The organism is Bacillus sp. RIT 809 (assembly GCF_016892495.1).
In the GTDB taxonomy this organism is placed as follows: Bacteria; Bacillota; Bacilli; order Bacillales; family Bacillaceae_G; genus Bacillus_A; species Bacillus_A cereus_U.
This window is the reverse complement of the sequence record NZ_JAFEMR010000035.1, coordinates 1-23,187: the sequence shown is the minus strand read 5'-3', so window position 1 is coordinate 23,187 and position 23,187 is coordinate 1. Positions and strand designations below refer to the sequence as shown.

The window sequence follows — 23,187 nt, the reverse complement described above, 5'->3', positions numbered from 1 at the left end:
TGAAGAAAAGGGGGATTTTTAGTGCAACAACCTTCAATTATTTTACGAGATGTATCAAAAAAATTTGGAAAAAAAGAAGTTTTGCATAACCTTTCGTTGCAAATAGAAAAAGCAGAAATTTTTGGATTGGTTGGACCTTCCGGGTCAGGGAAAACAACACTCATTAAAATGATTGCAGGTATTAATGAGTCAACTACAGGGGATGTAATTGTTTTTAATACAAACATGCCTAATCTAAATGAAATGAAAAGAATTGGTTATATGGCTCAGGCTGATGCATTATACGAAGAACTATCGGCATATGAAAATGCAGATTTCATTGCAACGATGTATGGGTTAAAAGGTAAGCGTAAGAAAGAGAGAATCGGAGAAGTTTTTGAACTTGTACAATTATCAGAGCATATGAAAAAGCAAGTACAGCATTTTTCAGGTGGAATGAAAAAACGTTTATCATTGGCGATAGCACTCCTTCATGAACCTGAAATATTGATTTTAGATGAGCCAACAGTTGGGATAGATCCTCTACTTCGAAAATCGATTTGGGAGAAGTTTTATGACCTTAAAAAGAAAGGAACAACTATTATTGTAACAACGCACATTATGGATGAAGCTGAGTTTTGCGAACGTCTAGGGCTAATTAGAGAAGGGAATTTAGTTGCGATTGGCACACCGGAGGAATTGAAAAAACAAACATCTTCTGGACGAATTGAAGATGTCTTTATGTTAGAAGGAGTGATTGAATCATGAGAGTTAATGGTGTAGTCATCCGTATCATTCGTCAATTTTTTCGAGATAAGCGTTCTTTAGCAATGATGTTTGGGGCACCAATGTTATTACTTTGGTTATTATCGCTAATATTTACACAAAAAGACTATATACCGCATATTGCTGTAGTCGATGTACCTGCTCCTATAGTAAAAGCAATGAAAAATCAAGAAGCATCAATTTATGAATATAGTAAAGACAAAGCAATTTCGGAATTAGAAAAGCAAAAGGTAGATGCAGTAATTCATTTAGAAAATGGAAAAATGAATCTTCTATTAGAAGGCAGTGATTCATCAAAAAACCGTGCAGTACTTCAAGTATTGCAAAAGAGTACAGAGAAGAATAATGTATCAATGATGAAGCCTGAAGTGGATTATTTACATGGCTCTAAAGACATTACGATGTTCGATGGGCTTGGTCCCGTATTAATTGGTTTCTTTACATTTTTCTTTGTATTTATATTGTCCGGAGTATCTTTTGTAAGAGAACGTTTAAGTGGTACATTAGAGAGGTTATTGTCCACACCAGTGAGAAGATGGGAAATAGTTTTAGGATATATTATTGGTTTTGGAATCTTTGCATTTATACAATCTATTATAATTGTAAGTTTTTCAGTTTATATTTTAGATTTATATGTAGCTGGCTCAATATGGCTAACGCTACTTATAACATGTATGCTTTCTTTAACTGCACTAACATTAGGCACATTTTTATCGGCATACGCAAATAATGAATTTCAAATGATTCAATTTATACCGCTTGTTATCGTGCCACAAGTCTTCTTTTCTGGGTTGTTTCCAATGGAATCCATGAATACATGGTTACAAATGTTAGGTAAATTATTTCCACTCACGTATGGTGCTGACGCAATGAGACAAGTAATGATTCGGAATCAAGGGTTTACAGAAATTGCTTTAGATCTTACTGTTTTACTTCTTTTTTCACTATTATTTGCAGTAGGAAATATATTTGCTTTAAAGAAACATCGCAAAATATAATGACGACAAAAAGGAGCTTTATAAATGAAGAAGGATTGGCTGGAAGAATTAGTTGCCGCAACGAATACTGATAAACGTAATGAACGTCAAATGCGTATATTAGAGGCAGCTGTTGATATGTTTGGAGAAAAAGGGTACGCCTCAACTTCAACAAGTGAAATTGCAAAGCGAGCTGGTGTAGCGGAAGGAACAATCTTCCGCTACTATAAAACGAAAAAAGATTTATTGTTTGCAGTCGTGATGCCGACCTTAACAAAGTTTGCTGCACCATTTTTCGTACAAGCCTTTGCAAAAGAAATATTTAAAACAGATTATGAATCGTATGAAGGACTATTAAGAGTAATAATTCAAAATAGATTTGAATTTGCTAAAAAGCACTTTCCAATGATAAAAATATTAATTCAAGAAGTACCATTTCAGCCTGAACTAAAAAGTGAAATACAACAATTAATAGAAACAGAACTGCTTGTACATTTTAAAAAGTTGATTGCAAAGTTTCAAGAAGAAGGGACAATTATTGAAATACCACCATCTTCTGTATTACGACTTACGTTATCAGCTGTATTAGGATTACTCTTAACGAGGTTCTTATTATTGCCTGAAGAGAAATGGGACGATGAAGTGGAAATTGAAAATACGATTCAATTTATATTGTATGGACTAACGCCACGGAGGTAATGAAATAAATTATGCGAAATTCGCCGGTTGTTCAAGTTGCATAAAGGAACGAATTGCTGTTGAGACCGGCTAAATACCTATCGTTAATTCTGCTAGAAAATCTGAATTCAAACGCTGATATAACGATAACGACTCTTTAGCCATCTGATCACGCTGGAGTAGTGGTGAATCTAGTTGTTTAATACAGACTTTCAATAAGACATTATAATATGTATAAGAACTACAAAAGATACACGAAATTCAAAGCAATCGACATAAAATCGATTGCTTTTTTTTATTTCAGAAGAGAAGCGTAACATAATATTGGCTAAGTTAAACGAGCTAAGACAAAAAAACAACAATAGGCCACAGGATGAATTAACGTAAGAACTCGATGTGAATCGGACAACGCTTTGGAGTGACGTGAAAAGTAGTGGACTTTATGGACTTCCAAAACGAAATTATTGATAGTTTGCTAGCAGAAAAGTAGGAGTAAGTATACGCATAGTTTATGAATTTAATTGGATTGATTTTAAGATAATAGTCGAATGGATAAAGATACTTTTACACGACGTGAAATGAAATCGAAAAAAATCGATTAAATTAAACGTTAAAATTAGGTGATTTAGAAAGTGGATTGTCGAATTTTATTATTAGGGAACATTTCTTTAAAAGTTCTTTAACAATCGCACATTTTAAAACGTTACAAATTAATTGAAATATGAATGCCATTTAAATTTATAACTTGATTAAAGATTTTTATTTAGGGCATATAGCCAGGTGAAGGATAAAAAATTAGGATGTAATGTTACCAACGCGAAAGGTAGTATTTGGAAATAGCGAGAAGATCTTTTATTAGTTATTAATGCATACGCCGCTCTATTTATCAAATTGAAGTGTATGTGGGCATATTTTCAGGTATTATAAAACACAGTTTAAAAATAGCATGAGCATTGGCTGAGGTGTTTCATAAATATGCAGGGAAGAGAAAAACACTTAGCGGTTTGATTACTATTTTAAAATCGTGGGCAATTTGATTTGATGAAAAGTATTATTAAAAACATATTTCGAACCATCCCCAGAAACGATAGTGATAATTTCTGATTCGGAAAAAGATAGAGATTATAAAACAAAAAAATACATATTTCGACACAAAGTACCCTATGTTGTTGTAGAACAATGTAGGAATTTTTTTGTGCATTGGTACAGAATCTGTTTTAAAATTAAGTTATGACAGAATTATAGCAATTGTCTAACTAATATTCGTGTCTTTTAAGAAGTAATGTTTGTAGTAGAAACTCGTACGCTGTCGAAACTCAATATTCGATAAGGGGTGTGTAGCGGAATGGAATTTACTCTAACTCGCGAAAAACAAATGATTAAAGAAATGGTACGTGACTTTGCTGAAAAGGAAATCGCACCGAAAGCTGTGTATTATGACAAAACTGCAGAGTTTCCATATGAAACATTTCAAAAAATGGGCGAACTAGGATTATTAGGCATCCCATTCCCAGAAGAGTATGGAGGTTCAGGTGGCGATACATTATCGTACGCGTTGGCAGTTGAAGAAATTGGTCGTGCTTGTGGTGGTACTGGTTTAAGCTATGCTGCAACAATTTCATTAGGTGCTTCTCCAATTTATTATTTCGGTACAGAAGAACAAAAACAAAAATATTTAGTTCCAATGGCGTCAGGGAAAACATTAGGTGCTTTCGGATTAACAGAGCCAAACGCTGGATCTGATGCAGGGGGCACACAAACGAAAGCAATATTAGATGGCGATGAATATGTTATTAGTGGCGAAAAGTGTTGGATCACAAATGCAGAGTATGCAAATACAATTATTGTAACCGCTATCAACGGTGTTGAAGACAATGGTAGAAAACGTATTTCTGCATTTATCGTACCGACTACTAGTGAAGGGTTAACGATTTCAAGCCCTTACGATAAGATGGGTGTTCGTGCTTCTAATACTTGTGAAATCGTACTTGATGGTGTGCGTGTACCGAAAGAAAATATACTTGGTGATGTAAATAAAGGATTTAAACAATTCTTATATACACTTGATGGAGGACGTATTTCAATCGCAGCATTAGCAGTAGGTATTGCACAATCTGCATTTGAACGTGCATTGCAATATGCGAAAGAACGTCAACAATTTGGTAAAACAATTTCTAATTTCCAAGCGATTCAATTTAAATTAGCTGATATGGCGACTGAAGTGGAATTAGCGCGTAATTTAGTACATAAAGCAGCTTGGTTAAAAGATAACGATAAACCTTTCGGTAAAGAAGCGGCTATGGCAAAGTTGTTTGCATCTGAAGCAGCTAGTCGTATCGCGAATCATGCGGTACAAATTCATGGTGGATATGGCTATATGCGTGAATATGAAGTTGAACGATATATTCGTGATGCAAAACTGTTAGAAATTGGTGAAGGAACTTCTGAAATTCAACGTCTCGTAATTGCAAGACATTTAGGATGTAGATAAAAAGGAGGAGTCACTATGTTTCAAAAAATATTAATTGCTAATCGCGGGGAAATCGCAGTTCGAATTATGAAAACTTGTCAAAAACTTGGCATTCGTACCGTTGCTATTTATTCTGAGGCTGATGAAAATGCCCTTCATGTAAAATTGGCAAATGAAGCTTACTTAGTAGGGGGCCCACGTGTCCAAGAAAGCTATTTAAACCTTGAAAAAATTATAGAAATAGCTAAGAAGACAAATGCTGAAGCAATCCATCCGGGGTATGGATTATTATCAGAGAATCCATCTTTTCCGATTCGCTGTAAAGAAGAAGGAATCGTATTTATCGGTCCTTCAGAAGAAATCATTACTAAGATGGGAAGTAAAATTGAGTCACGTATAGCGATGCAAGCAGCAGATGTGCCAGTAGTTCCAGGCATTACTACAAATATTGAAACTGCTGAAGAAGCAATTGAAATTGCAAAACAAATTGGTTATCCATTAATGCTTAAGGCATCCGCGGGCGGCGGAGGCATTGGAATGCAGTTGATGGAGACTGAGCAAACGCTCACCAAAGCATTTGAAAGTAATAAAACAAGAGCGCAAAATTTCTTTGGTAACGGAGAAATGTATTTAGAGCGCTATATAGCAGATGCACACCATATTGAAATTCAGCTTTTAGCAGATACACATGGTAATACAGTGTATTTATGGGAACGTGAATGTTCAGTGCAGCGCCGAAATCAAAAAGTAATTGAAGAAGCGCCTTCACCATTTTTAGATGAAGGTACACGAAAGGCTATGGGAGAAGTTGCTGTACAAGCTGCTAAAGCTCTTGGTTATACAAATGCTGGCACAGTGGAGTTTCTTGTAGATGATCAAAAGAACTTTTATTTCTTAGAGATGAATACGAGATTACAAGTAGAACATCCAGTTACAGAAGAAATTACTGGGTTAGATCTAGTTGAACAACAATTACTTATCGCATATGGTGAGAAGCTATCATTTACACAAGATGATGTAAAACGTAGTGGTCATGCCATCGAGGCTCGTATTTATGCAGAAGATCCGAAAACATTCTTCCCATCACCTGGGAAAATTACAGATTTAACGTTACCGACAAATGTACGTATTGATCACTTTTTGGAGAATCAAGTAACGATTACACCTTTCTATGATCCAATGATTGCGAAAGTAATCGCTCATGGCGAAACTCGTGAAGAAGCGATTTCAAAATTACAGGATGCGCTGCAAGAGTTAAAAGTAGAAGGTATTAAAACGAATACACCAATGCTACTACAAGTATTGGAAGATGATGTGTTCAAAAGTGGTATTTATACAACGGGTTTTGTAACGAAACAACTTGTTAAAAAATAAGATTTATGAATATTAAGGGGGAAAAAATGATGACGAAAGTATATGCATCGATGGCAGGAAATGTTTGGAAGATTGTTGTAGGAGTAGGAGACACAGTAGAGGAAGAGCAGGATGTCGTCATTTTGGAATCTATGAAAATGGAAATTCCAATCGTTTCAGAAGAAGCCGGAACTGTTATGAAAATTAACATACAAGAAGGCGATTTTGTAAATGAAGGAGATGTATTACTAGAAATTGAATAGGGAGATATAGGGGGAAGCGAATTGAAACTACCTAATTTTGCTGTCATTAAAGAAGTCGGGCCACGTGATGGCTTACAGAATGAAAAAAAGATTGTTGGCACAAAAGATAAAGTAAAATGGATTCAACTACTTACAGAAGCGGGATTGTCGTACGTTGAAGTTTCCTCATTCGTTCACCCTAAATGGGTTCCTGCATTAGCAGATGCAAGTGATGTATTTTCTGAGCTAAAAAGGGATCCAAATGTTACATATGCAGCGCTTGTTCCAAATCAAAATGGTTTGGAACGAGCTTTTTTGCAAAATGTAGATGAGGTGAATGTTTTTTTATCAGCAAGTGAATCTCATAATAAAAGCAACATTAATAAACCAATTAAAGAAGCATTAGGTGTAATTGAAGATATAACAAAACAGGCAACATTCGAAGGGAAAAAGGTAAGAGGCTATGTTTCTACTGTATTTGGATGTCCTTATGAAGGGGATATAAGTGCCACAGCAGTTGACGAAATATGTAATCAACTATTCTCATACGGCATTTATGAAATCTCTCTTGGTGACACGATCGGTGTAGCAAATCCATTACAAGTAGAGCAAGTATTAGAGCATTTATTAAAGAAGTATGATGCTTCGCAGTTTGCAATGCATTTTCATAATACGTATGGAATGGCACTGGCAAATGTAGTTAAGTCTTTAGAACATGGTATTACAACGTTTGATAGTTCCTGTGGTGGACTTGGAGGGTGTCCTTATGCACCAGGAGCATCGGGTAATGTTGCTACTGATGACTTAGTACATATGCTCCATAAGTTAGGTGTCCAAACAAATATAGACGAAGAAAAGTTATTGAGAGCTAGTCATTTTATTCAAAGTAAGTTAAATATCCAATTACCGAGTCATGTGTATAGAGCGCTTCAACATAAAACGATAAGTAGGTGAGAAGATGCTACAATTACAAAACATTTCCGTTGACTATGTTACACCGCATGTTGTAAAGATTTCGTTAAATCGTGAAAGACAAGCTAACTCATTATCTTTGGCATTATTAGAAGAATTACAAACTATATTAACTCAAATAAACGAAGAATCAAATACGCGCGTTGTTATTTTAACAGGGGCTGGCGAAAAAGCGTTTTGCGCTGGTGCTGATTTAAAAGAGCGTGCCAACATGAATGAAGAACAAGTTCGCCATGCTGTGGGTATGATTCGTTCTACTATGGAGATGGTTGAACAATTACCACAACCAGTTATTGCTGCAATAAATGGAATCGCACTTGGTGGAGGTACTGAATTAAGCTTAGCTTGTGATTTTAGAATTGCTTCTGACACTGCAAGTCTAGGTCTCACTGAAACTTCCCTTGCAATAATACCTGGAGCGGGTGGTACGCAGCGATTACCTAGATTAATTGGAGTTGGTAGAGCGAAAGAATTAATTTATACAGGAAGACGTATTTCGGCGCAAGAAGCGAAAGAATATGGTTTAGTAGAATTCGTAGTACCAGCTGATTTACTAGAAGAGAAAGCAATTGAAATTGCAGATCGAATTGCTAATAATGGTCCAATTGCCGTTCGATTAGCAAAAGAAGCAATTTCAAATGGTATTCAAGTAGATTTACATACCGGCTTACAAATGGAAAAACAGGCGTATGAGGGCGTAATCCATACGAAAGATAGATTAGAAGGATTACAGGCATTCAAGGAAAAACGCAAACCAATGTATAAGGGGGAGTAAATATGTTAGATCAAAAACAACAATCTAATTCATTTGAAGAACGAGTTGAAACAATTAAGCAAGGCGGGGCACCGAAATATCATGAACAAAACAAAGCAAAAGGAAAACTTTTTGTTCGTGATCGTTTAGCTCTTTTATTCGATAATGGCGAATATGTGGAAGATGCATTATTTGCAAATTGTGAACAAACAGGATTACCAGCTGATGGCGTTGTAACTGCAACTGGTAAAATACATGGTCGTACTGCGTGCGTAATGGCAAATGATTCAACTGTAAAGGCCGGATCATGGGGAGCACGTACAGTTGAAAAGATTTTACGCATTCAAGAAACGGCTGAGAAATTACGTGTACCGTTATTTTATTTAGTTGACTCTGCTGGAGCGCGTATTACAGATCAAGTTGAAATGTTCCCTGGACGCCGCGGTGCAGGAAGAATCTTTTATAACCAAGTGAAATTATCTGGTAAAGTGCCACAAATTTGTTTATTATTTGGACCTTCAGCGGCTGGTGGTGCGTATATCCCAGCATTTTGTGACGTTGTTATGATGGTTGAAGGAAATGCTTCTATGTATTTAGGGTCTCCGCGTATGGCTGAAATGGTTATCGGTGAGAAGGTAACTTTAGAAGAAATGGGCGGAGCACGTATGCATTGCTCAGTATCAGGATGCGGAGATGTTTTATGTAAAACAGAAGAAGATGCAATTACGCAAGCAAGACAATATATTTCTTATTTTCCAAGTAACTATTTAGAAAAGACTCCTTTGATTACACCTCAAGAACCGAAACAGTTCGATAAAACGTTAGAAGAAATCATTCCAGAAAATCAAAATGCTCCTTTCAATATGAAAGATCTCATTAACAGAATTATTGATGAAGGTTCTTTCTTTGAAGTGAAAAAATTATTTGCGCAAGAACTAATTACAGGTTTAGCACGCATTGATGGTAAGCCAATTGGCATTATTGCAAATCAGCCGCGTATGAAGGGCGGCGTATTATTCCACGATTCAGCTGATAAAGCAGCGAAGTTTATAAATTTATGCGATGCATACCATATTCCATTATTATTCCTTGCAGATGTACCTGGATTTATGATTGGTACAAAAGTAGAACGTGCCGGAATTATTCGTCACGGTGCAAAAATGATCTCTGCAATGAGTGAAGCAACTGTACCGAAAATTTCTATCGTCGTTCGAAAAGCATATGGAGCTGGCTTATATGCAATGGCAGGTCCAGCGTTTGAACCAGATTGCTGCTTAGCATTACCAACAGCTTCTATTGCAGTAATGGGTCCAGAAGCAGCGGTCAATGCTGTATATGCAAATAAGATTGCAGCTTTACCAGAAGAAGAGCGTGCAAGCTTTATTGCTGAAAAACGAGAAGAGTATAAGAAAGATATTGATATTTACCGTTTAGCATCTGAGATGGTGATTGATGGTATTGTTCATCCAAACAATTTACGTGAAGAGTTAAAAGGCCGATTCGAAATGTATATGAGCAAATATCAAGTATTCACGGATCGTAAACATCCTGTATATCCAGTTTAAAAGCCCTATTTAGGGCTTTCTTGCTCAAAAAGTCAAGGAGGGGAAAACATGAAACAAGCAGTTTGGTTTCCAACAGAAGAATATAAAGAAAAAACGCGTTTATTTGGTTGGATGAAATCATTAGGCTATGAAGATTACGAAGCTTTTTATAATAAGTCAATTGAAGAAACAGCTTGGTTTTGGGGAGAAGCTGAGAGAGCAGTTGGCTATCAGTGGATGAAACCATATACAGAAGTGTTAGATTTAGAAAATGGTACACCGTTTGCACAGTGGTATACTGAGGGAACTTGTAACGTTGTAGAATCGGCTTTATCTCGCTGGCTTGCAGACGATAAAACGAAAACACAAGCAGCACTTATGTATGAAGGGGAAAACGGAACTTCGAAATCATTTACATATGAAGAGCTTGACAGCTGGGTAAGCTGTGTTGCAAACGGTTTGAAACATGCTGGTATTGAAAAAGGTGATCGTGTAACAATTTACATGCCAATGATTCCTGAAACAGTTGTTGCTATGTTAGCAGTAATGAAAATTGGAGCGATTATTTCACCAATATTCTCAGGTTTTGCTGCGGATGCAGTAATGACACGTGTACAAGCAGCGGGTTCAAAAATGATTATTACCGCAGATGGCTTTTCACGTCGTGGGAAAATTGTTTCATTAAAAGATGAAGTAGATAAAGCTTGTGAACATTGTCCAACTATTGAAAAGGTGGTAATTGTTCGTCATACAGGAAATGATTTTACACCGCATAATTATGATTTTTCATGGAGTACGTTAGAAAAAGAAAAACCATTTATACATGCTGAAGAAATGAACAGTGATGATCCATTAATGCTTATATATACATCTGGAACGACTGGTAAGCCGAAGGGGACAGTACACACGCATGCTGGTTTCCCGCTAAAATCTGCATTTGATGCAGGTTTTGGAATGAATATAAAACAAGGCGACCGCGTATTATGGGTAACTGATATGGGCTGGATGATGGGACCATTTTTACTATTCGGCTCTTTAATTAATGGCGCAACAATGGTTATGTATGAAGGTGTTCCAGACTTCCCAGAAGCAGATCGCTTATGGGAGACAGTTGATAAATATGAAATTACTCATCTCGGTATTTCGCCAACGTTAATCCGTGCATTAATGGCAAAAGGTGATGAGTATGTAAATAAACATTCTTTAAAGAGTTTAGAAGTATTCGCATCAACAGGAGAACCTTGGAATCCAGATCCGTGGATGTGGCTGTTTGAAACAGTTGGAAAAGGAAAGGTCCCGATCTGTAACTACTCAGGTGGAACTGAAATTTCTGGTGGGATTTTCGGTAATGTTCTTATAAAGCCAATTGCACCGATTAGTTTTAACGCATCTTTACCAGGAATGGCAGCAGTTGTACTTGATAATCAAGGTAAACTGATTCGTGATGAAGTCGGAGAATTATGTTTAGAAAAACCGTGGGTTGGTATGACGAAAAGTTTCTGGGAAGATGATGAGCGTTATGTGAACACATACTGGTCACGTTTTGAAAATAAATGGGTTCATGGTGACTGGGTCATTTATGACGGTGAGCAATATATCATTACAGGACGTTCAGATGATACGTTAAACATTGCTGGAAAACGTATTGGGCCTGCTGAATATGAATCTATTCTTGTGAAACATAATGATGTAATAGAAGCAGCGGCAGTTGGTGTACCGGATGATGTAAAAGGTGAAGTTTGTCATTGTTTTGTTGTATTACGAGACGGTGTAATATTCTCTGGAGAGTTAAAGAAAGAATTAATGAGTTTAGTAAACTCTCATATTGGTAAAGCTTTATGTCCAAAAGACATCCACGTTGTAGAAGATTTACCAAAAACACGAAATTCTAAAGTAATGCGACGTGTTATTAAAGCAGCTTACTTAGGAAAAGAGTTAGGAGATTTATCGTCACTTGTAAATCCTGAAGTAGTTCCGTTTATTCAGGGGTTACAGTCTAGCAAACTATAAAATTACGAATGAGCTCTATGTAAATAGAGCTCATTTTTAATGTTTACAAAAAGATAAGAGAGAAAAAGTAAATTTGAAGTTAAAAAATCTACTATTAGTGTTAAGTATGTCTGTTTGTTTTTAGTTTTTATCAAAATAGGATACTGTGGCTGTCTATTCAATGGAGTGATTGAATTTTGTTAAGAATGAAAATTTAGTGAAGAAAAAAGGAATGAATAAAAGGAGAAATCCCTGGGGGACAGGGATTCAATAAGGGAGATATTATTGTCGTTCAATGTCGAAATTTGGCGTATCCGACAAATTAATATTATCACGAATTTTCAGGAGATTGTGATAGTGGATGTGTCAAAAATGTGTACGGATTTCATATAAAAGTGTTATTTAAATAGGAAAAGGGAAAAGAATTAAGTTCACTGGTTCTTAAGATTTTTTCCCTTTTAAATTTACTGTTTGTTCGTTGTTCTATATACATCTGAAATTGGTAAATCTTCGCCATGTAAAGCTTGAGTACTGTCCTTTTTGTTTGAATCATGTGCCTCCTGAGATGTTTCTTGCATTTGCTCTTGGGCTTTACTAGGAGTATTCAGCGCATCCGATGACACATAATCAAGTTGTTGACTTAATAGATTTTTTTTATCCATGTTATGTAGCTCCTTTTTGAACTTAGATATAAAAACAAAGTATTTTTAAGTGGTTACGTGGATATTATGTATCTTTGAATGGAATTATATACACAAACTATATTGAGAATTTAACTAATTATAAAAATTACTTGTGATGACAAGCTTAAGAAATATAAAGATCATTAGTTCTTAATAAAAGCGTTATTTTAGTAGGGTGTTACGAAATTTCATTTGAAAGGAACGTCCCAATGATAAAAAAGAGCACTGTAAATCAGTGCTCATTTTATCAAAAATTACTTAGTACTTAAAAATAAAACCATTACGGACAATTCACAATGGTAATAGTGACGCTAGCCATTATTCCAGGAGAATCAAGAAGTGAAGCAGTAACGGTTACTGTTCCAGGCCCATTAGCGGCTAGAAATACAGCGGTAAAGTTACCTAAAGCATTGGTAATGACAGCAAGAGGAACCATGAAAGCAAGAGAAGGGCTACTAAATGAAAAACTGACCACTACTCCTGGAGTAGGACTACCGTTTACTAATACTTGACCCGAAAAAAATAAAGTATTATTTCCTTGAGTGGATACACATGCTGTGGTTTCGTTAGAAGTCAAGGTAATAGATGCAGGCCCAGCAGGAAGATTAAATCCAGTTGGTCCAGTTGGTCCAGTAGAACCAGTAGAACCAGTTGGTCCGGTAGAACCAGTAGCTCCTGTAGAACCGGTGGGACCAGTAGGGAATTGAAAGGGTTGAACAGGTGGAAGTGTAGGTCCAATAGAACCCGGATTAAGTGCAGCAAAATATAAAAACTCGTCCATTATTTATCACCTCTAAAAATCGTATTACTAATAGTAAATGTAATGATAGAGCAATGTGAAATGGACAAGCGGTTGTATTTTAATAAATTAAACAAAATAGTTATTTGATAGAAAAAGAAATTAGTATGTTTACTTTAGAAATTAAATATAAAAAGGCGATTATCGTCAAATCGCCTTTTGGGTAATGCAGTGTAATTTTATTCAGTTATTTGAAATATAGTTTCATTCGGTTTGGAAAATCCATACAGTTTCCTTGCGAATTTTAAAATTTCTTCTTCACTACCTGTTAAAGCTTTAACATCATTTTTAAGGGAATGACCATCCTTCTTTAAAGAAGATAATTTTTGTTGCTCCGTATTAAGCGTGATTTGTTTTTCTTTAATCATTTCTTGTTGGTTATTAAGAAAATATTGAAGGACAAAAATTACAGATAATATAAAAGCCAAAGTAGTTATAATACGGCGTCTTGTTTTTTTATTATTACCTTGTTGGGTGTTAGGGTTCACTTGCTGTGAGGGTATCTTAGGATTTGATTGTTGTGATGATATTTTTGGGATGTTTCCCATTAAAATGCCTCCATTACTGATTGTAGAATTTAAACCGTTTAAAAGTATTATAAATGTTCAATGGGAATTTTAGAAGATAGTTTAATATAGATGAGTTTTCTAAAGTTTAAACAAAATCCTTATTTAAATAAAAGGAACCCCGATTGTCTGCGGGGCTCCTAAGGGTAATCGTCAAGTAATGACGTACTCGACTAGTTAACGATATCATGAATTTTTTGGTAAATATACTGGTAAATGCATCCAAATTAATGAGAGCATTATTTGAAACAAAAACGCTATTTTAATAGGGAGGGGAATAATGATGATTCCATGGGACAAGCGAGTATACATTGTATCAAGGTGATCATTTTATTACAGAGGGGACAATTTTAGAGGTTAGTGAAAAGGCGAATAAATCATTATATTGGCTTTGGTGCATGTTTAGCTCCAAGCTATGAAAAAGTGTGCGGTAATAGTGTAAAGCGACTTCGGTTGATTCGGATAGATGATGATGAAGAATGATATAAAAATTTCATTTTGTAGAGAAATGAGGTGATTAAGGATGGGCATAGAATATGCCATGTTTGTATTAAAAAAGAGCAGAATTTAGCCTATATATAAAGATGTTGGAATTGTTCTAAAGGGGGGGATATCTGAAATATAAATAATTGAGGGGAGTGAACTAATAATGGAAACTAGTACTTTTTTAGGATTGTTTTGGGGATGGATAACGGTTATCGTATCTGGAATACTTTTCGTACGTCCATCGGTACTACGTGAATTGAAAAAATTAGTGGTTGAAGACAGAGGATTTGGTATTATGTATGGTTTTCTATCGATTTTCCTAGGGTTAGGTAGTGTAATCCTACATAATGTATGGGTATTCAACTGGCAGGGGTTCCTAACGGTTATTGCATGGCTTGCATTATTAAAGGGAATCTACATAATTGCATATCCTGAACCCTCCAAGAAAACAGACTTTGAATTAAGGGTACTATCTACACGTATAGCGCTCGCTATCATTGGCGCCTTGGCTTTATGGATGCTCATAGTAATCTATATAAAATAATCCTTTTCTAATAAGAACTATATTAAAATAAATCTCTACGTGTTCATTGACAAAAAGCTGACTATACTTAGTCAGCTTTTTGTATATTACATTCTAGTATTTATCGGTCACAAAAGACATGTTCTCTCTTTTAAGTTGATATTGAAAATATTACCAATTTTTCCTTTTACAATGACAACAAATAAAGAAACATTTACAACGACACTTATTTCGTTTAGAACTCCAATCATTATCACAATGATTCTTTTCTTTAGATTTCCACCAATCATCATTACAATGCTTTTCCTTAGAACTCCAATCATCATTACAATGCTTTTCCTTAGAACTCCAATCATCATCACAATGATTCTTTTCTTTAGATTTCCACCAGTCATCACAACAATGCTTTTTCTTAGAACTCCAGCAATCATTTTTCCAGGACATTCTTTTATACCTCCCTTCAATAGGATTCATACTATTCTATGTTTTAGTAAAAGAATGGCTTGTTTATTAACCTATTATTTTACCTTTATATGATAGAGTGCTTTCTACTAGATATAGAATTCATACAAACTATGCTAATTTTCAAGAGATAGTTGAGAGAACTACTGGTTATGATATTAATCAACAAACACTTGTTGAAGGAAACGTTAAGATTTTAAATAATATCATATTTTGGAGTACGCTTTTCTGAATGTATATTTCACAATGTTAAAGGAAAAATACACCATATCACTGCGAACAAAGCCTATGTATATGTGAAGTAATAGGAAAAGGTGGTCCCTATTCAAGGAGCCGGCTTATTAAAAGTATAAATAAGAAGGTTTAGTACAAGTGTTTGTTTTTTTGTTTCTATGCTTTTGTCTCATACACTTTTAAGCTATTGGACATACTTTACTAGTAGAAAGGATTAGGGGGTGAAGTTTTGGGTTCTCGATTTAATAATTGTAGAAAGAAATGTACGTGTAAGCATGATGATTGTTGGGACATTTTTGAAGAGTGTAAAAATGAAAAGAATGAGAAATGTGACAGCTCTTGTGTACAAGGAATTAGAGATGAGCTTAAAAAATTAATTAATAAAACAGTGCGAATTAACACTGAAGGACGTACTTATATAGGTACTGTTTCTTCGGTAACTTGCGATGTTGTTAAGCTAGCTGCTATTCCTGGTTCAGTTGCAGCAATTATATCTCTTTGTAAAATTGAAGCAATTTTACCACCTGCTACAACTGTTGCTGATGAGTTTGATTTTAACGGTGTTGACGTAGCAAATAAAGAGTAATTATGCTTTATTTATGCTAAGCCATTCTTATGAATGGCTTTTTATTTTATTTAAAAGGGAATATATTTTTCATATAGAAATAAATTTGAAGGTGTATAAAAGGTTGTGTGAAAGGAGAATGAGAGTGATCAAGCTGAAACAATTTACAAGAACTGATTTCAAACAATTAATTAATTGGATTGATTCCGAAGAATTCTTAATACAATGGTCAGGAAGTGCATTTACATATCCTTTAAATGAACAGCAATTAGAGAAATATATAGAAAGTACAAATACACTCGCTTTCAAAGTAATAGATGAAGAGACTGAAGCAGTTATTGGTCATATTTCACTTGGGCAAATAGATAATATAAATAAATCTGCTAGAATTGGAAAAGTGTTAGTTGGTGATACGGAAATGAGAGGACATTCAATAGGGAAATATATGATGAAAGCAGTACTTCAGGTTGCTTTTGAAGAATTGAAACTGCATAGAGTTACTCTTGGTGTTTATGATTTTAATACGTCAGCCATTTCATGTTACGAAAAAATAGGATTTGTAAAAGAAGGTTTATTAAGAGAGGCAAAAAAAGTAGGAGAAACGTATTGGAACTTATGGGAAATGAGTATGTTAGAATATGAATGGAACAATAATTAACAACAGTTCTTTATAATTATGTTATGTTAACTAAAGGGGTTTGGTGGGAAATCATGAATAAAAAAACAAAAATAATTTCAATTGCAGCCGTTTCAGGAGGGGGGAAAACTACAATTACAGAAAGTTTAACGCATGAGCTAACGAATTCAAAGGCTCTATACTTTGATAGTTATAAATTTGATAACTGTCCTGCTGATATTTGTAAATGGATTGATGATGGGGCGAATTATGATGAGTGGGTACTAACACCATTAATTACTGATATTCAGCATCTGCTACAAAATAGTAATTTAGACTATATTATAGTAGATTATCCCTTTGCCTACTTAAATAGTGAAATGCGCGAATTAATAGATGTAACTATATTTATCGATACGCCTTTAGATATTACGATGGCTAGGAGGATTTTGCGAGATTTTAATGAAGATACAATGAGTGAAATACATAATGATTTGAAACATTACATGACACATGCGAGAAAAGCTTATTTAGAGGCAATTCATACTGTTAAACCAAATTCAGATATTGTCTTGGATGGATCTTTATCTGTAAAGGAAATAATTGATCGTACACTAGAGGAACTTAATCGAAGAAAAGTGATTGTGAATGATTAAATGTATAGAGGAATATGTACAAAAGGATGAGCCACATTATATTATAGATGCCGTTAAGTGGACCAGTGGGGTAGGGGAGAGATAAGTGTGTACACTTTATTTCAATATAATTGGCAAGTAAGAGAAGAATGGTTTAAGTGGTGTGAACAACTTAATTAGTATAGATTTTAAAAGTAAATTAGCAATATAAATGGTAAGCGAAAACGCTCAGATTTTTCTGAGCGTTTTTTAGCGTAATATGTTATCAACCTAATTGAACTAACACTACCTGTTAATTTAATATAATTTGCTTCACAAATAAATAGAGGGAAATCGATAAAGTCAGAACCTTAAAGAATTTTGGAATCAAAATGGAAGTAGACAAACTGTTCACAGCCCCTTAAAATCAAGCAATAACTTTATTCGTTCGGATAAAGATTCTGATATGTTTTTACTGTATGTTTAATTAAATCCTTTAAAACATCGATATCGATATTAGCTAATGTATTAACATAAATACAAGCCTTACTCTTCGTGTGTTTACCAAAGTTTTCTAATAATTTTTCTCTTTCCTCACTTTCGTAGGTCAAATAAAGACTAATTTTCGCCTTTCTTGGTGAAAAACCCACTAAAGGCGCATCCCCTTCACGTCCTGATGCATACTTATAGTGATAGCTACCAAAGCCAATAATACTAGGGCCCCACATTTTAGCGTCGTAACCAGTTACTCCTTCAAAAATTTCTAATAACTGATAGGCATCTGCCTTCTTCTTCTCATTTTCCACACTTTCAATAAATTCAATTACACTATTTTCAGTTTCTTTCATCTTTGGTTCAGACATATATGTACCCTCCTATTCTCTGAATAAATTTATTTTAACATAAAACTTAAACTCGGTATTCAAACCAAACGTATCTGTGCAATACACAGTTCTCGTCATCGGCTCGATATGTAATACATTTATGTACATGTCGTGGACCATCCCGTCACGATAGTATGAAATCAATATTTCCTCTTTGTTTTGTAGTGATTGCACAAGCCATATTTGCAGTTGTTCTTTCATATCTTCAGTTACAATTGGTTTCGGTACTTTATTCAAATCATTCAGCATTTCTCTAATTCTTTCGTATTGTTCGGCATATTGGTCATTCGTTATCAAGACCTAAATCGTAAAAAGCCATAAAAAATAAGAGATGATACATATTATACATAACTAATTCATGATCAACAGCATCCAATATGGTATGGCAGGGCTGGAAGTGTTGGAAGTACTACGGGCACAGTTGGGCATTATTAATAAGAGCCCAATAAAAAATTCTCTTGGATGCAAGAGGATTTTTTTATTGGGAATAGTAAGGGTGAGGGAGGTGCATTACATATGGGAAAAGGTAGAAGTAATAATGCTGGTAAAAAGCAACCGAATTTCGATGATTCATCTAATTTCGCTAAACAAAGCCAGCCGACAGAAAAGAAGAAGAAATAAGAAAAGGAGCTCTCTTGATAAAGAGAGCTCCTTTTTAAGGTATATTGACATTTCAGCAAAACATATCGATCGCTCAACCAAATAGTCATAAGTGCAAGACTTAAATTCATGCGGCGAATGGCAGCAAATATAATATTATTGTCCTGCTTTTTCTAATGCTTCTTGACGTTGACCTCATATAAAATGCCAATACTCCATTTTATATAGCATGATGTTAAATAAATAAATTTTAATTCAAAAGAAATTGGTGAAGTGTTACGACATGTAATTGTACATGAAATTCATCATATTGGTCAGCTATCTATATGGGCGAGAGAATTAAATCTTCAACCTGTTTCAGCAAATTTAATTGGAAGAGGATTATAGACTTAGAAACCGACTTGTATTGCACAAATACAAGTCGGTTTTTATATATAAGAGGATTTCTTAGTTGAAATCCTCGGATTTTTTCTGACGTATATGTAAAAACATTAAGAGGGTAATGATTAAAAAGATCATAATCGTTTGTATGATTAAATTTTTAAACTGAAGCAAAATGGTCCAAGATGTAACAACGTCTTTGAAAGCTTGGAGTGCAGAATATGAGGTAGGTTCAAAACCGTATTGAAGTAACTTTTTTGTTTCAACAAAAGCCGTGTTTTCTTCATTGGCGTCTAATACTACAGAAATAAACCTTGTATCTCCTTGTTTTGCTGTACCAACAAAACTATAATTACCGTTAGTTGACAAACTAGTTTGCAAGCCATCAACACCTTTTAGTTTAATGTTTTTATCAAGAGAGTAAATCATTTTATTTGTGTTGAGAACTTGAAAATCTTTGAAGGTAAATGGGTAAGAGGTTAGTTTAGTTATATTTAATACATCTGGATAGTCTTTTATTAATTGTGCAGCTATTTGGGCTGCGTCTATTGCTGTTGTAATCGATTGTTTATTCTTCTCGCTATTTATTCCAGTGGAATTTAAAAATGGAGATGATTGTGATAACTTTAGTTGTTTTGCTTTTTCATTCATTAACATTGTAAAGTTAGCTTCATTTCCAGCAATGTGTTCTGCTAGTTCAAGTGCAGAACGATTATTTCCGGTTAAAAGCAATGTATTTAGTAAATCACGAACGGTTGTTTTATCATTCGATGTTACATGTATAGGACTCGTTTCGGTTTGAAAAACGTCGTTACTTATTTTTACAGATTCATCTAATTGTATTTTGCCATCATGAAGTTGTTCCATCACAATATACTCAGTCATTAATTTAGATAAAGTGGCCGACTGAATGGGAGTACTTTCATTTTTTTTATAAACAATCTCACCAGAATTAGTATCTATTAAAATAGCTGATTTAGCTTGAATAATTGGACCATTTACATAAAGGTAAAAATATAAAACGATAAGTGCAGTAATGAGAAAAGATAATAATAAAACTGTTATTTTTTTCAAGAATTGCATAAGCGATCCTCCTACTATTACATCAATAATATTATTGTAAAAAGGAATGCTTAATTAGGAAGAAAGAAAAGGTAAAGAATTTCTAAAGAATTATAAAGAATTATTAAATTTTGGATATTGATGGAATATAAAAGGTTCAATTTCTTATATGATAAAAAATTGAACCTATAAATATGTGGTATTAAGCTTTATAAGGGAGTAGTTTTACAGTGAAAGTTGTTTTTTTATCATCGCTATATACTTCAATTGTTCCTTTATGCAATTCAACAATACTTTTTGCAATTGCTAATCCGAGTCCAGATCCACCAGTGTTTGTTGAACGTGATTTTTCAACACGATAAAAACGTTCAAAAATATGAGGTAAATCAGTACTAGGGATAGGTTGTCCGTAATTTGTTATATCAATTGTAATCATGTTATTGCTTTCGTAAGCGGTAATATCAATATGATCTCCATCATTTCCATAAGTAATAGCGTTTATGATTAGATTTTCAAACACACGTACTAATTTATCCCCATCAGCTAGTACCATTAGCTTTTGAGATGGGAAAGAAGGGCGACATTCAATATTAGCTTCTTGAAGCTGTATCCGAAATTGGACAGTTAATTGTCCAATCAATTCTACAATATCAATGGGAGCAGAATATAAACTTAACTCTTTATTTTGAACGCGTGTATATTCAAACAAGTCATTCATTAATGCATTAAGACGAGTTACTTTATCGTAAATGACTTGAATATAGTATCGTAATTCTACTTCATCTCTATAATTATCATGATGGATTAAATTTACGTATCCAACTATAGATGTAAGAGGGGTTCGTAAGTCATGTGATACATTTGTAATAAGTTCGCTTTTTGCTTGTTCTGCCTGTCTTTCTTCATCAATCGAAACTTTTAATTGCTCAATAATTTGATTGACCCCAGTTGCCAGTTCTTCTAAATAATTATGGTGTACGATGGAAACTTTATGATTAAAGTTTCCACTTGCAATATACCGAATCTCTTCAATCATTTTTTTTATACAAGTTTCATAGTAAACCTTTCTTTCATGACGATAAAAAATGTATAAATAGGATGAGAAAATAGAAAATAAAAACAAATAAGATACAATCATCATCCATAAAGACTCTTTTAATCCAATATATTTTTCATGGCCAAAAATTCTAATGAATTCTTTTCCTAGTTCACTTAAAGTAAGTGAACTCTCAATTACACTAGTAACGAGGCGATAAATAATTAATTCAGTAATAGGGGTTAGTGTGATAGCTAATAAGAGCCAAAAAATAATTTTCCATTTTGGGATATCTTTTAATATGTCAAAAGCTTCATTTCTCAATTTTATAGCCTACTCCCCAAACAGTATGAATAAACTTTTCTCCATTCATTACGGTTTCAAGTTTATCCCGCAAATTACTAATATGAACCATCACAGTTTTATTTGAACCATAACCATCTTCATTCCAAACGCGTTCAAAAATTTCTTCGGAACTAAAGACTCTTCCTGTATTACTCGCAAGTAAATATAAAATATCAAATTCAATAGATGTGAGTTTAATATATTCTCCATTTACTTTAACAGTATGATTATGTTTATGTATTTCAACAGAACGAATACGAATAATACCATCTTCATTCTTTTGGGAAGTAGCATTTTGGAAAGAGGATCTTCGTAATAAAGCTTTCACTCTAGCCACTAATTCTAGTGGATTAAACGGTTTAATCATATAATCATCTGCGCCGGTCATAAGTCCTAAAATTTTATCCATATCTTCAGCCTTTGCACTAAGCATAAGGATAGGTACAGTATTATTTTCACGCACTTCTTGACAAACTTCCAATCCGTTTCGTTTGGGCATCATAATATCCAAAATCATAAGGTCAACTTCATATGTAGATATCATTTGTAATGCTTCATCACCATCATAAGCTTTATAAATGTTATAGCCTTCATTTCGTAAATAAACAGCCAGTAATTCTACAATATCTTTATCATCATCAATAATTAATATGTTTTTATTCATTTTATAGTTAGTTCCTTTCCTTACAATTAATCAACATTACTATAATATCAAACATTTATGTATTATGTAGTAATGTTTCTACATAAAATTTCATGTATCGTATTAAAAAGGAATTAAAACATTCATAACGAATATAAAATAAGAAGGATATTTAAACTCCACATTATACTGAAAGATAGTTATAAGGGGGACTTGCTATGTTATATAATGATATATATTCATTTACTCCAACTGGAAAAATAGAAAATGATATTAAAGCTTTTCTATTAAAATACAATAAAGAAGTTACATATAAACATTCAATTCGTGTGGCAAATGAGGCGAGAAAAATTGCGAAAATATTTTATGAAGATGAAGAAAAAGCAGCGATTGCAGGGTGTTTACATGATATTAGTGCAATCTTTCCGAACGAGGAGCGGATTATAGTTGCTGAAAAATTTGGAATAGAAATATTACAAGAAGAACGAGAATTTCCAATGATTATTCATCAAAAATTATCGAGAGTAATTGCAAAAGAGGTATTTAAAGTAGAAGATAAAGAAGTTTTAAATGCTATCTGTTGCCACACTACTTTGCGTAAACATGCAACGAAGATGGATTTAGTACTATTTGTTGCTGATAAATTAGAATGGGATCAAATAGGGACACCTCCATATTTAATAAATGTAAAAAAAGCTTTAGGAAACTCTTTAGAACATGCTGCTTTTGTATATATTTCATATTTGTGGGAAAGAAAAGATACATTAAAAGTCATACACCCGTGGTTAGAAGAAGCATATTGGTATTTAAAAGAAATTGTAGAGTAGAAAGGGTATAAAAATGCAATTAAAAGAATATATGAATCAAACATTCCCAGGAGTTACATTAGTACCGTCCATATACTTTCAGTGGGAAAATCATCTTCATTTTGATTTTGGGAAAGA

The 23,187-nt window shown here is 34.0% G+C and carries 24 protein-coding genes and 3 pseudogenes; 18 read left to right on the top strand and 9 right to left on the bottom strand.

Going from position 1 to position 23,187, the window contains the following annotated elements:
• Positions 1 to 21: 21 nt before the first annotated feature.
• The 10 genes from JTF23_RS25290 to JTF23_RS25245 all read left to right on the top strand — a co-directional run bounded on the left by JTF23_RS25290 (position 22) and on the right by JTF23_RS25245 (position 11,765).
• On the top strand, positions 22 to 747 hold the full coding sequence (locus JTF23_RS25290; protein WP_078181596.1) for an ABC transporter ATP-binding protein: 726 nt from the start codon (positions 22 to 24) through the stop codon (positions 745 to 747).
• Positions 744 to 1,763, top strand: a complete 1,020-nt coding sequence (locus JTF23_RS25285; RefSeq protein WP_204210052.1) for an ABC transporter permease — start codon at positions 744 to 746, stop codon at positions 1,761 to 1,763. Before JTF23_RS25290 ends, JTF23_RS25285 begins: the two co-directional genes overlap by 4 nt.
• Before the next feature lie 24 nt (positions 1,764 to 1,787).
• Positions 1,788 to 2,441, top strand: a complete 654-nt coding sequence (locus JTF23_RS25280) for a TetR/AcrR family transcriptional regulator (protein ID WP_016104900.1) — start codon at positions 1,788 to 1,790, stop codon at positions 2,439 to 2,441.
• A 1,324-nt stretch (positions 2,442 to 3,765) separates the two neighbouring features.
• Positions 3,766 to 4,911 (top strand): acyl-CoA dehydrogenase, encoded by a 1,146-nt coding sequence (locus tag JTF23_RS25275; protein WP_016104901.1) that lies wholly within the window; start codon positions 3,766 to 3,768, stop codon positions 4,909 to 4,911.
• 15 nt (positions 4,912 to 4,926) lie between these two features.
• Positions 4,927 to 6,264: an acetyl-CoA carboxylase biotin carboxylase subunit gene (locus JTF23_RS25270; RefSeq protein ID WP_002200449.1), complete on the top strand. Its 1,338-nt coding sequence runs from the start codon at positions 4,927 to 4,929 to the stop codon at positions 6,262 to 6,264.
• A 26-nt stretch (positions 6,265 to 6,290) separates the two neighbouring features.
• Positions 6,291 to 6,506, top strand: a complete 216-nt coding sequence (locus JTF23_RS25265; protein ID WP_204210051.1) for an acetyl-CoA carboxylase biotin carboxyl carrier protein subunit — start codon at positions 6,291 to 6,293, stop codon at positions 6,504 to 6,506.
• Positions 6,507 to 6,527: 21 nt separating this feature from the next.
• A complete protein-coding gene (gene mvaB / locus JTF23_RS25260; protein WP_002110006.1) occupies positions 6,528 to 7,439 on the top strand; it encodes a hydroxymethylglutaryl-CoA lyase in 912 nt (303 codons plus the stop codon).
• 4 nt (positions 7,440 to 7,443) lie between these two features.
• A complete protein-coding gene (locus JTF23_RS25255) occupies positions 7,444 to 8,232 on the top strand; it encodes an enoyl-CoA hydratase (protein ID WP_002161717.1) in 789 nt (262 codons plus the stop codon).
• 2 nt (positions 8,233 to 8,234) lie between these two features.
• On the top strand, positions 8,235 to 9,776 hold the full coding sequence (locus tag JTF23_RS25250; protein ID WP_002017014.1) for an acyl-CoA carboxylase subunit beta: 1,542 nt from the start codon (positions 8,235 to 8,237) through the stop codon (positions 9,774 to 9,776).
• Positions 9,777 to 9,824: 48 nt separating this feature from the next.
• Positions 9,825 to 11,765 carry an AMP-binding protein gene (locus JTF23_RS25245; RefSeq protein ID WP_204210050.1) on the top strand — a complete coding sequence of 647 codons (1,941 nt, stop codon included), beginning with the start codon at positions 9,825 to 9,827 and terminating at the stop codon, positions 11,763 to 11,765.
• A 443-nt stretch (positions 11,766 to 12,208) separates the two neighbouring features.
• Here JTF23_RS25245 and JTF23_RS25240 read toward each other — a convergent pair whose 3' ends face one another.
• From JTF23_RS25240 to JTF23_RS25230, 3 genes are all read right to left on the bottom strand, one after another.
• A complete protein-coding gene (locus JTF23_RS25240; RefSeq protein ID WP_088084176.1) occupies positions 12,209 to 12,406 on the bottom strand; it encodes a hypothetical protein in 198 nt (65 codons plus the stop codon).
• Positions 12,407 to 12,707: 301 nt separating this feature from the next.
• The gene (locus tag JTF23_RS28290) at positions 12,708 to 13,208 is read right to left on the bottom strand and encodes an exosporium leader peptide-containing protein (RefSeq protein WP_204210049.1); all 501 of its coding nucleotides are present in this window, start codon (positions 13,206 to 13,208) and stop codon (positions 12,708 to 12,710) included.
• A gap of 197 nt (positions 13,209 to 13,405) precedes the next feature.
• On the bottom strand, positions 13,406 to 13,774 hold the full coding sequence (locus tag JTF23_RS25230) for an FtsB family cell division protein (protein ID WP_016104905.1): 369 nt from the start codon (positions 13,772 to 13,774) through the stop codon (positions 13,406 to 13,408).
• A 667-nt stretch (positions 13,775 to 14,441) separates the two neighbouring features.
• Here JTF23_RS25230 and JTF23_RS25225 point away from each other — a divergent pair.
• Positions 14,442 to 14,822: a hypothetical protein gene (locus JTF23_RS25225; RefSeq protein WP_002127497.1), complete on the top strand. Its 381-nt coding sequence runs from the start codon at positions 14,442 to 14,444 to the stop codon at positions 14,820 to 14,822.
• A gap of 107 nt (positions 14,823 to 14,929) precedes the next feature.
• Here JTF23_RS25225 and JTF23_RS25220 read toward each other — a convergent pair whose 3' ends face one another.
• Positions 14,930 to 15,265, bottom strand: a complete 336-nt coding sequence (locus JTF23_RS25220; protein WP_307839260.1) for a hypothetical protein — start codon at positions 15,263 to 15,265, stop codon at positions 14,930 to 14,932.
• Between the two features lie 461 nt (positions 15,266 to 15,726).
• On the opposite strand from JTF23_RS25220, the gene JTF23_RS25215 reads away from it, so the two are divergent.
• From JTF23_RS25215 to JTF23_RS28285, 4 genes and pseudogenes are all read left to right on the top strand, one after another.
• On the top strand, positions 15,727 to 16,083 hold the full coding sequence (locus JTF23_RS25215) for a hypothetical protein (RefSeq protein ID WP_002110017.1): 357 nt from the start codon (positions 15,727 to 15,729) through the stop codon (positions 16,081 to 16,083).
• 124 nt (positions 16,084 to 16,207) lie between these two features.
• Positions 16,208 to 16,720 carry a GNAT family N-acetyltransferase gene (locus JTF23_RS25210; protein WP_204210048.1) on the top strand — a complete coding sequence of 171 codons (513 nt, stop codon included), beginning with the start codon at positions 16,208 to 16,210 and terminating at the stop codon, positions 16,718 to 16,720.
• 53 nt (positions 16,721 to 16,773) lie between these two features.
• Entirely contained in the window at positions 16,774 to 17,334 is a 561-nt protein-coding gene (locus JTF23_RS25205) for a nucleoside/nucleotide kinase family protein (RefSeq protein ID WP_204210047.1), read from the top strand.
• A gap of 87 nt (positions 17,335 to 17,421) precedes the next feature.
• A pseudogene (locus JTF23_RS28285) lies at positions 17,422 to 17,490 on the top strand (DinB family protein); the annotation flags it as partial.
• Between the two features lie 242 nt (positions 17,491 to 17,732).
• Here JTF23_RS28285 and JTF23_RS25195 read toward each other — a convergent pair.
• The gene (locus JTF23_RS25195) at positions 17,733 to 18,155 is read right to left on the bottom strand and encodes a DUF1801 domain-containing protein (RefSeq protein WP_002110021.1); all 423 of its coding nucleotides are present in this window, start codon (positions 18,153 to 18,155) and stop codon (positions 17,733 to 17,735) included.
• Between the two features lie 12 nt (positions 18,156 to 18,167).
• Entirely contained in the window at positions 18,168 to 18,473 is a 306-nt protein-coding gene (locus JTF23_RS25190; protein WP_078174403.1) for a YolD-like family protein, read from the bottom strand.
• 561 nt (positions 18,474 to 19,034) lie between these two features.
• Here JTF23_RS25190 and JTF23_RS25185 point away from each other — a divergent pair.
• A pseudogene (locus JTF23_RS25185) lies at positions 19,035 to 19,163 on the top strand (DinB family protein); the annotation flags it as partial.
• A gap of 60 nt (positions 19,164 to 19,223) precedes the next feature.
• Here JTF23_RS25185 and JTF23_RS25180 read toward each other — a convergent pair.
• From JTF23_RS25180 to JTF23_RS25170, 3 genes are all read right to left on the bottom strand, one after another.
• A complete protein-coding gene (locus tag JTF23_RS25180; protein ID WP_204210046.1) occupies positions 19,224 to 20,240 on the bottom strand; it encodes a D-alanyl-D-alanine carboxypeptidase family protein in 1,017 nt (338 codons plus the stop codon).
• Positions 20,241 to 20,421: 181 nt separating this feature from the next.
• A complete protein-coding gene (locus JTF23_RS25175) occupies positions 20,422 to 21,579 on the bottom strand; it encodes a sensor histidine kinase (RefSeq protein WP_002110024.1) in 1,158 nt (385 codons plus the stop codon).
• Positions 21,569 to 22,264 carry a response regulator transcription factor gene (locus JTF23_RS25170; protein ID WP_002110025.1) on the bottom strand — a complete coding sequence of 232 codons (696 nt, stop codon included), beginning with the start codon at positions 22,262 to 22,264 and terminating at the stop codon, positions 21,569 to 21,571. The genes JTF23_RS25175 and JTF23_RS25170 overlap by 11 nt, the downstream gene beginning before the upstream one ends.
• 197 nt (positions 22,265 to 22,461) lie before the next feature.
• On the opposite strand from JTF23_RS25170, the gene yqeK reads away from it, so the two are divergent.
• Positions 22,462 to 23,070: a bis(5'-nucleosyl)-tetraphosphatase (symmetrical) YqeK gene (gene yqeK / locus JTF23_RS25165; RefSeq protein WP_204210045.1), complete on the top strand. Its 609-nt coding sequence runs from the start codon at positions 22,462 to 22,464 to the stop codon at positions 23,068 to 23,070.
• A gap of 13 nt (positions 23,071 to 23,083) precedes the next feature.
• Positions 23,084 to 23,187: pseudogene (locus JTF23_RS28510) on the top strand (DUF3885 domain-containing protein); the annotation flags it as partial.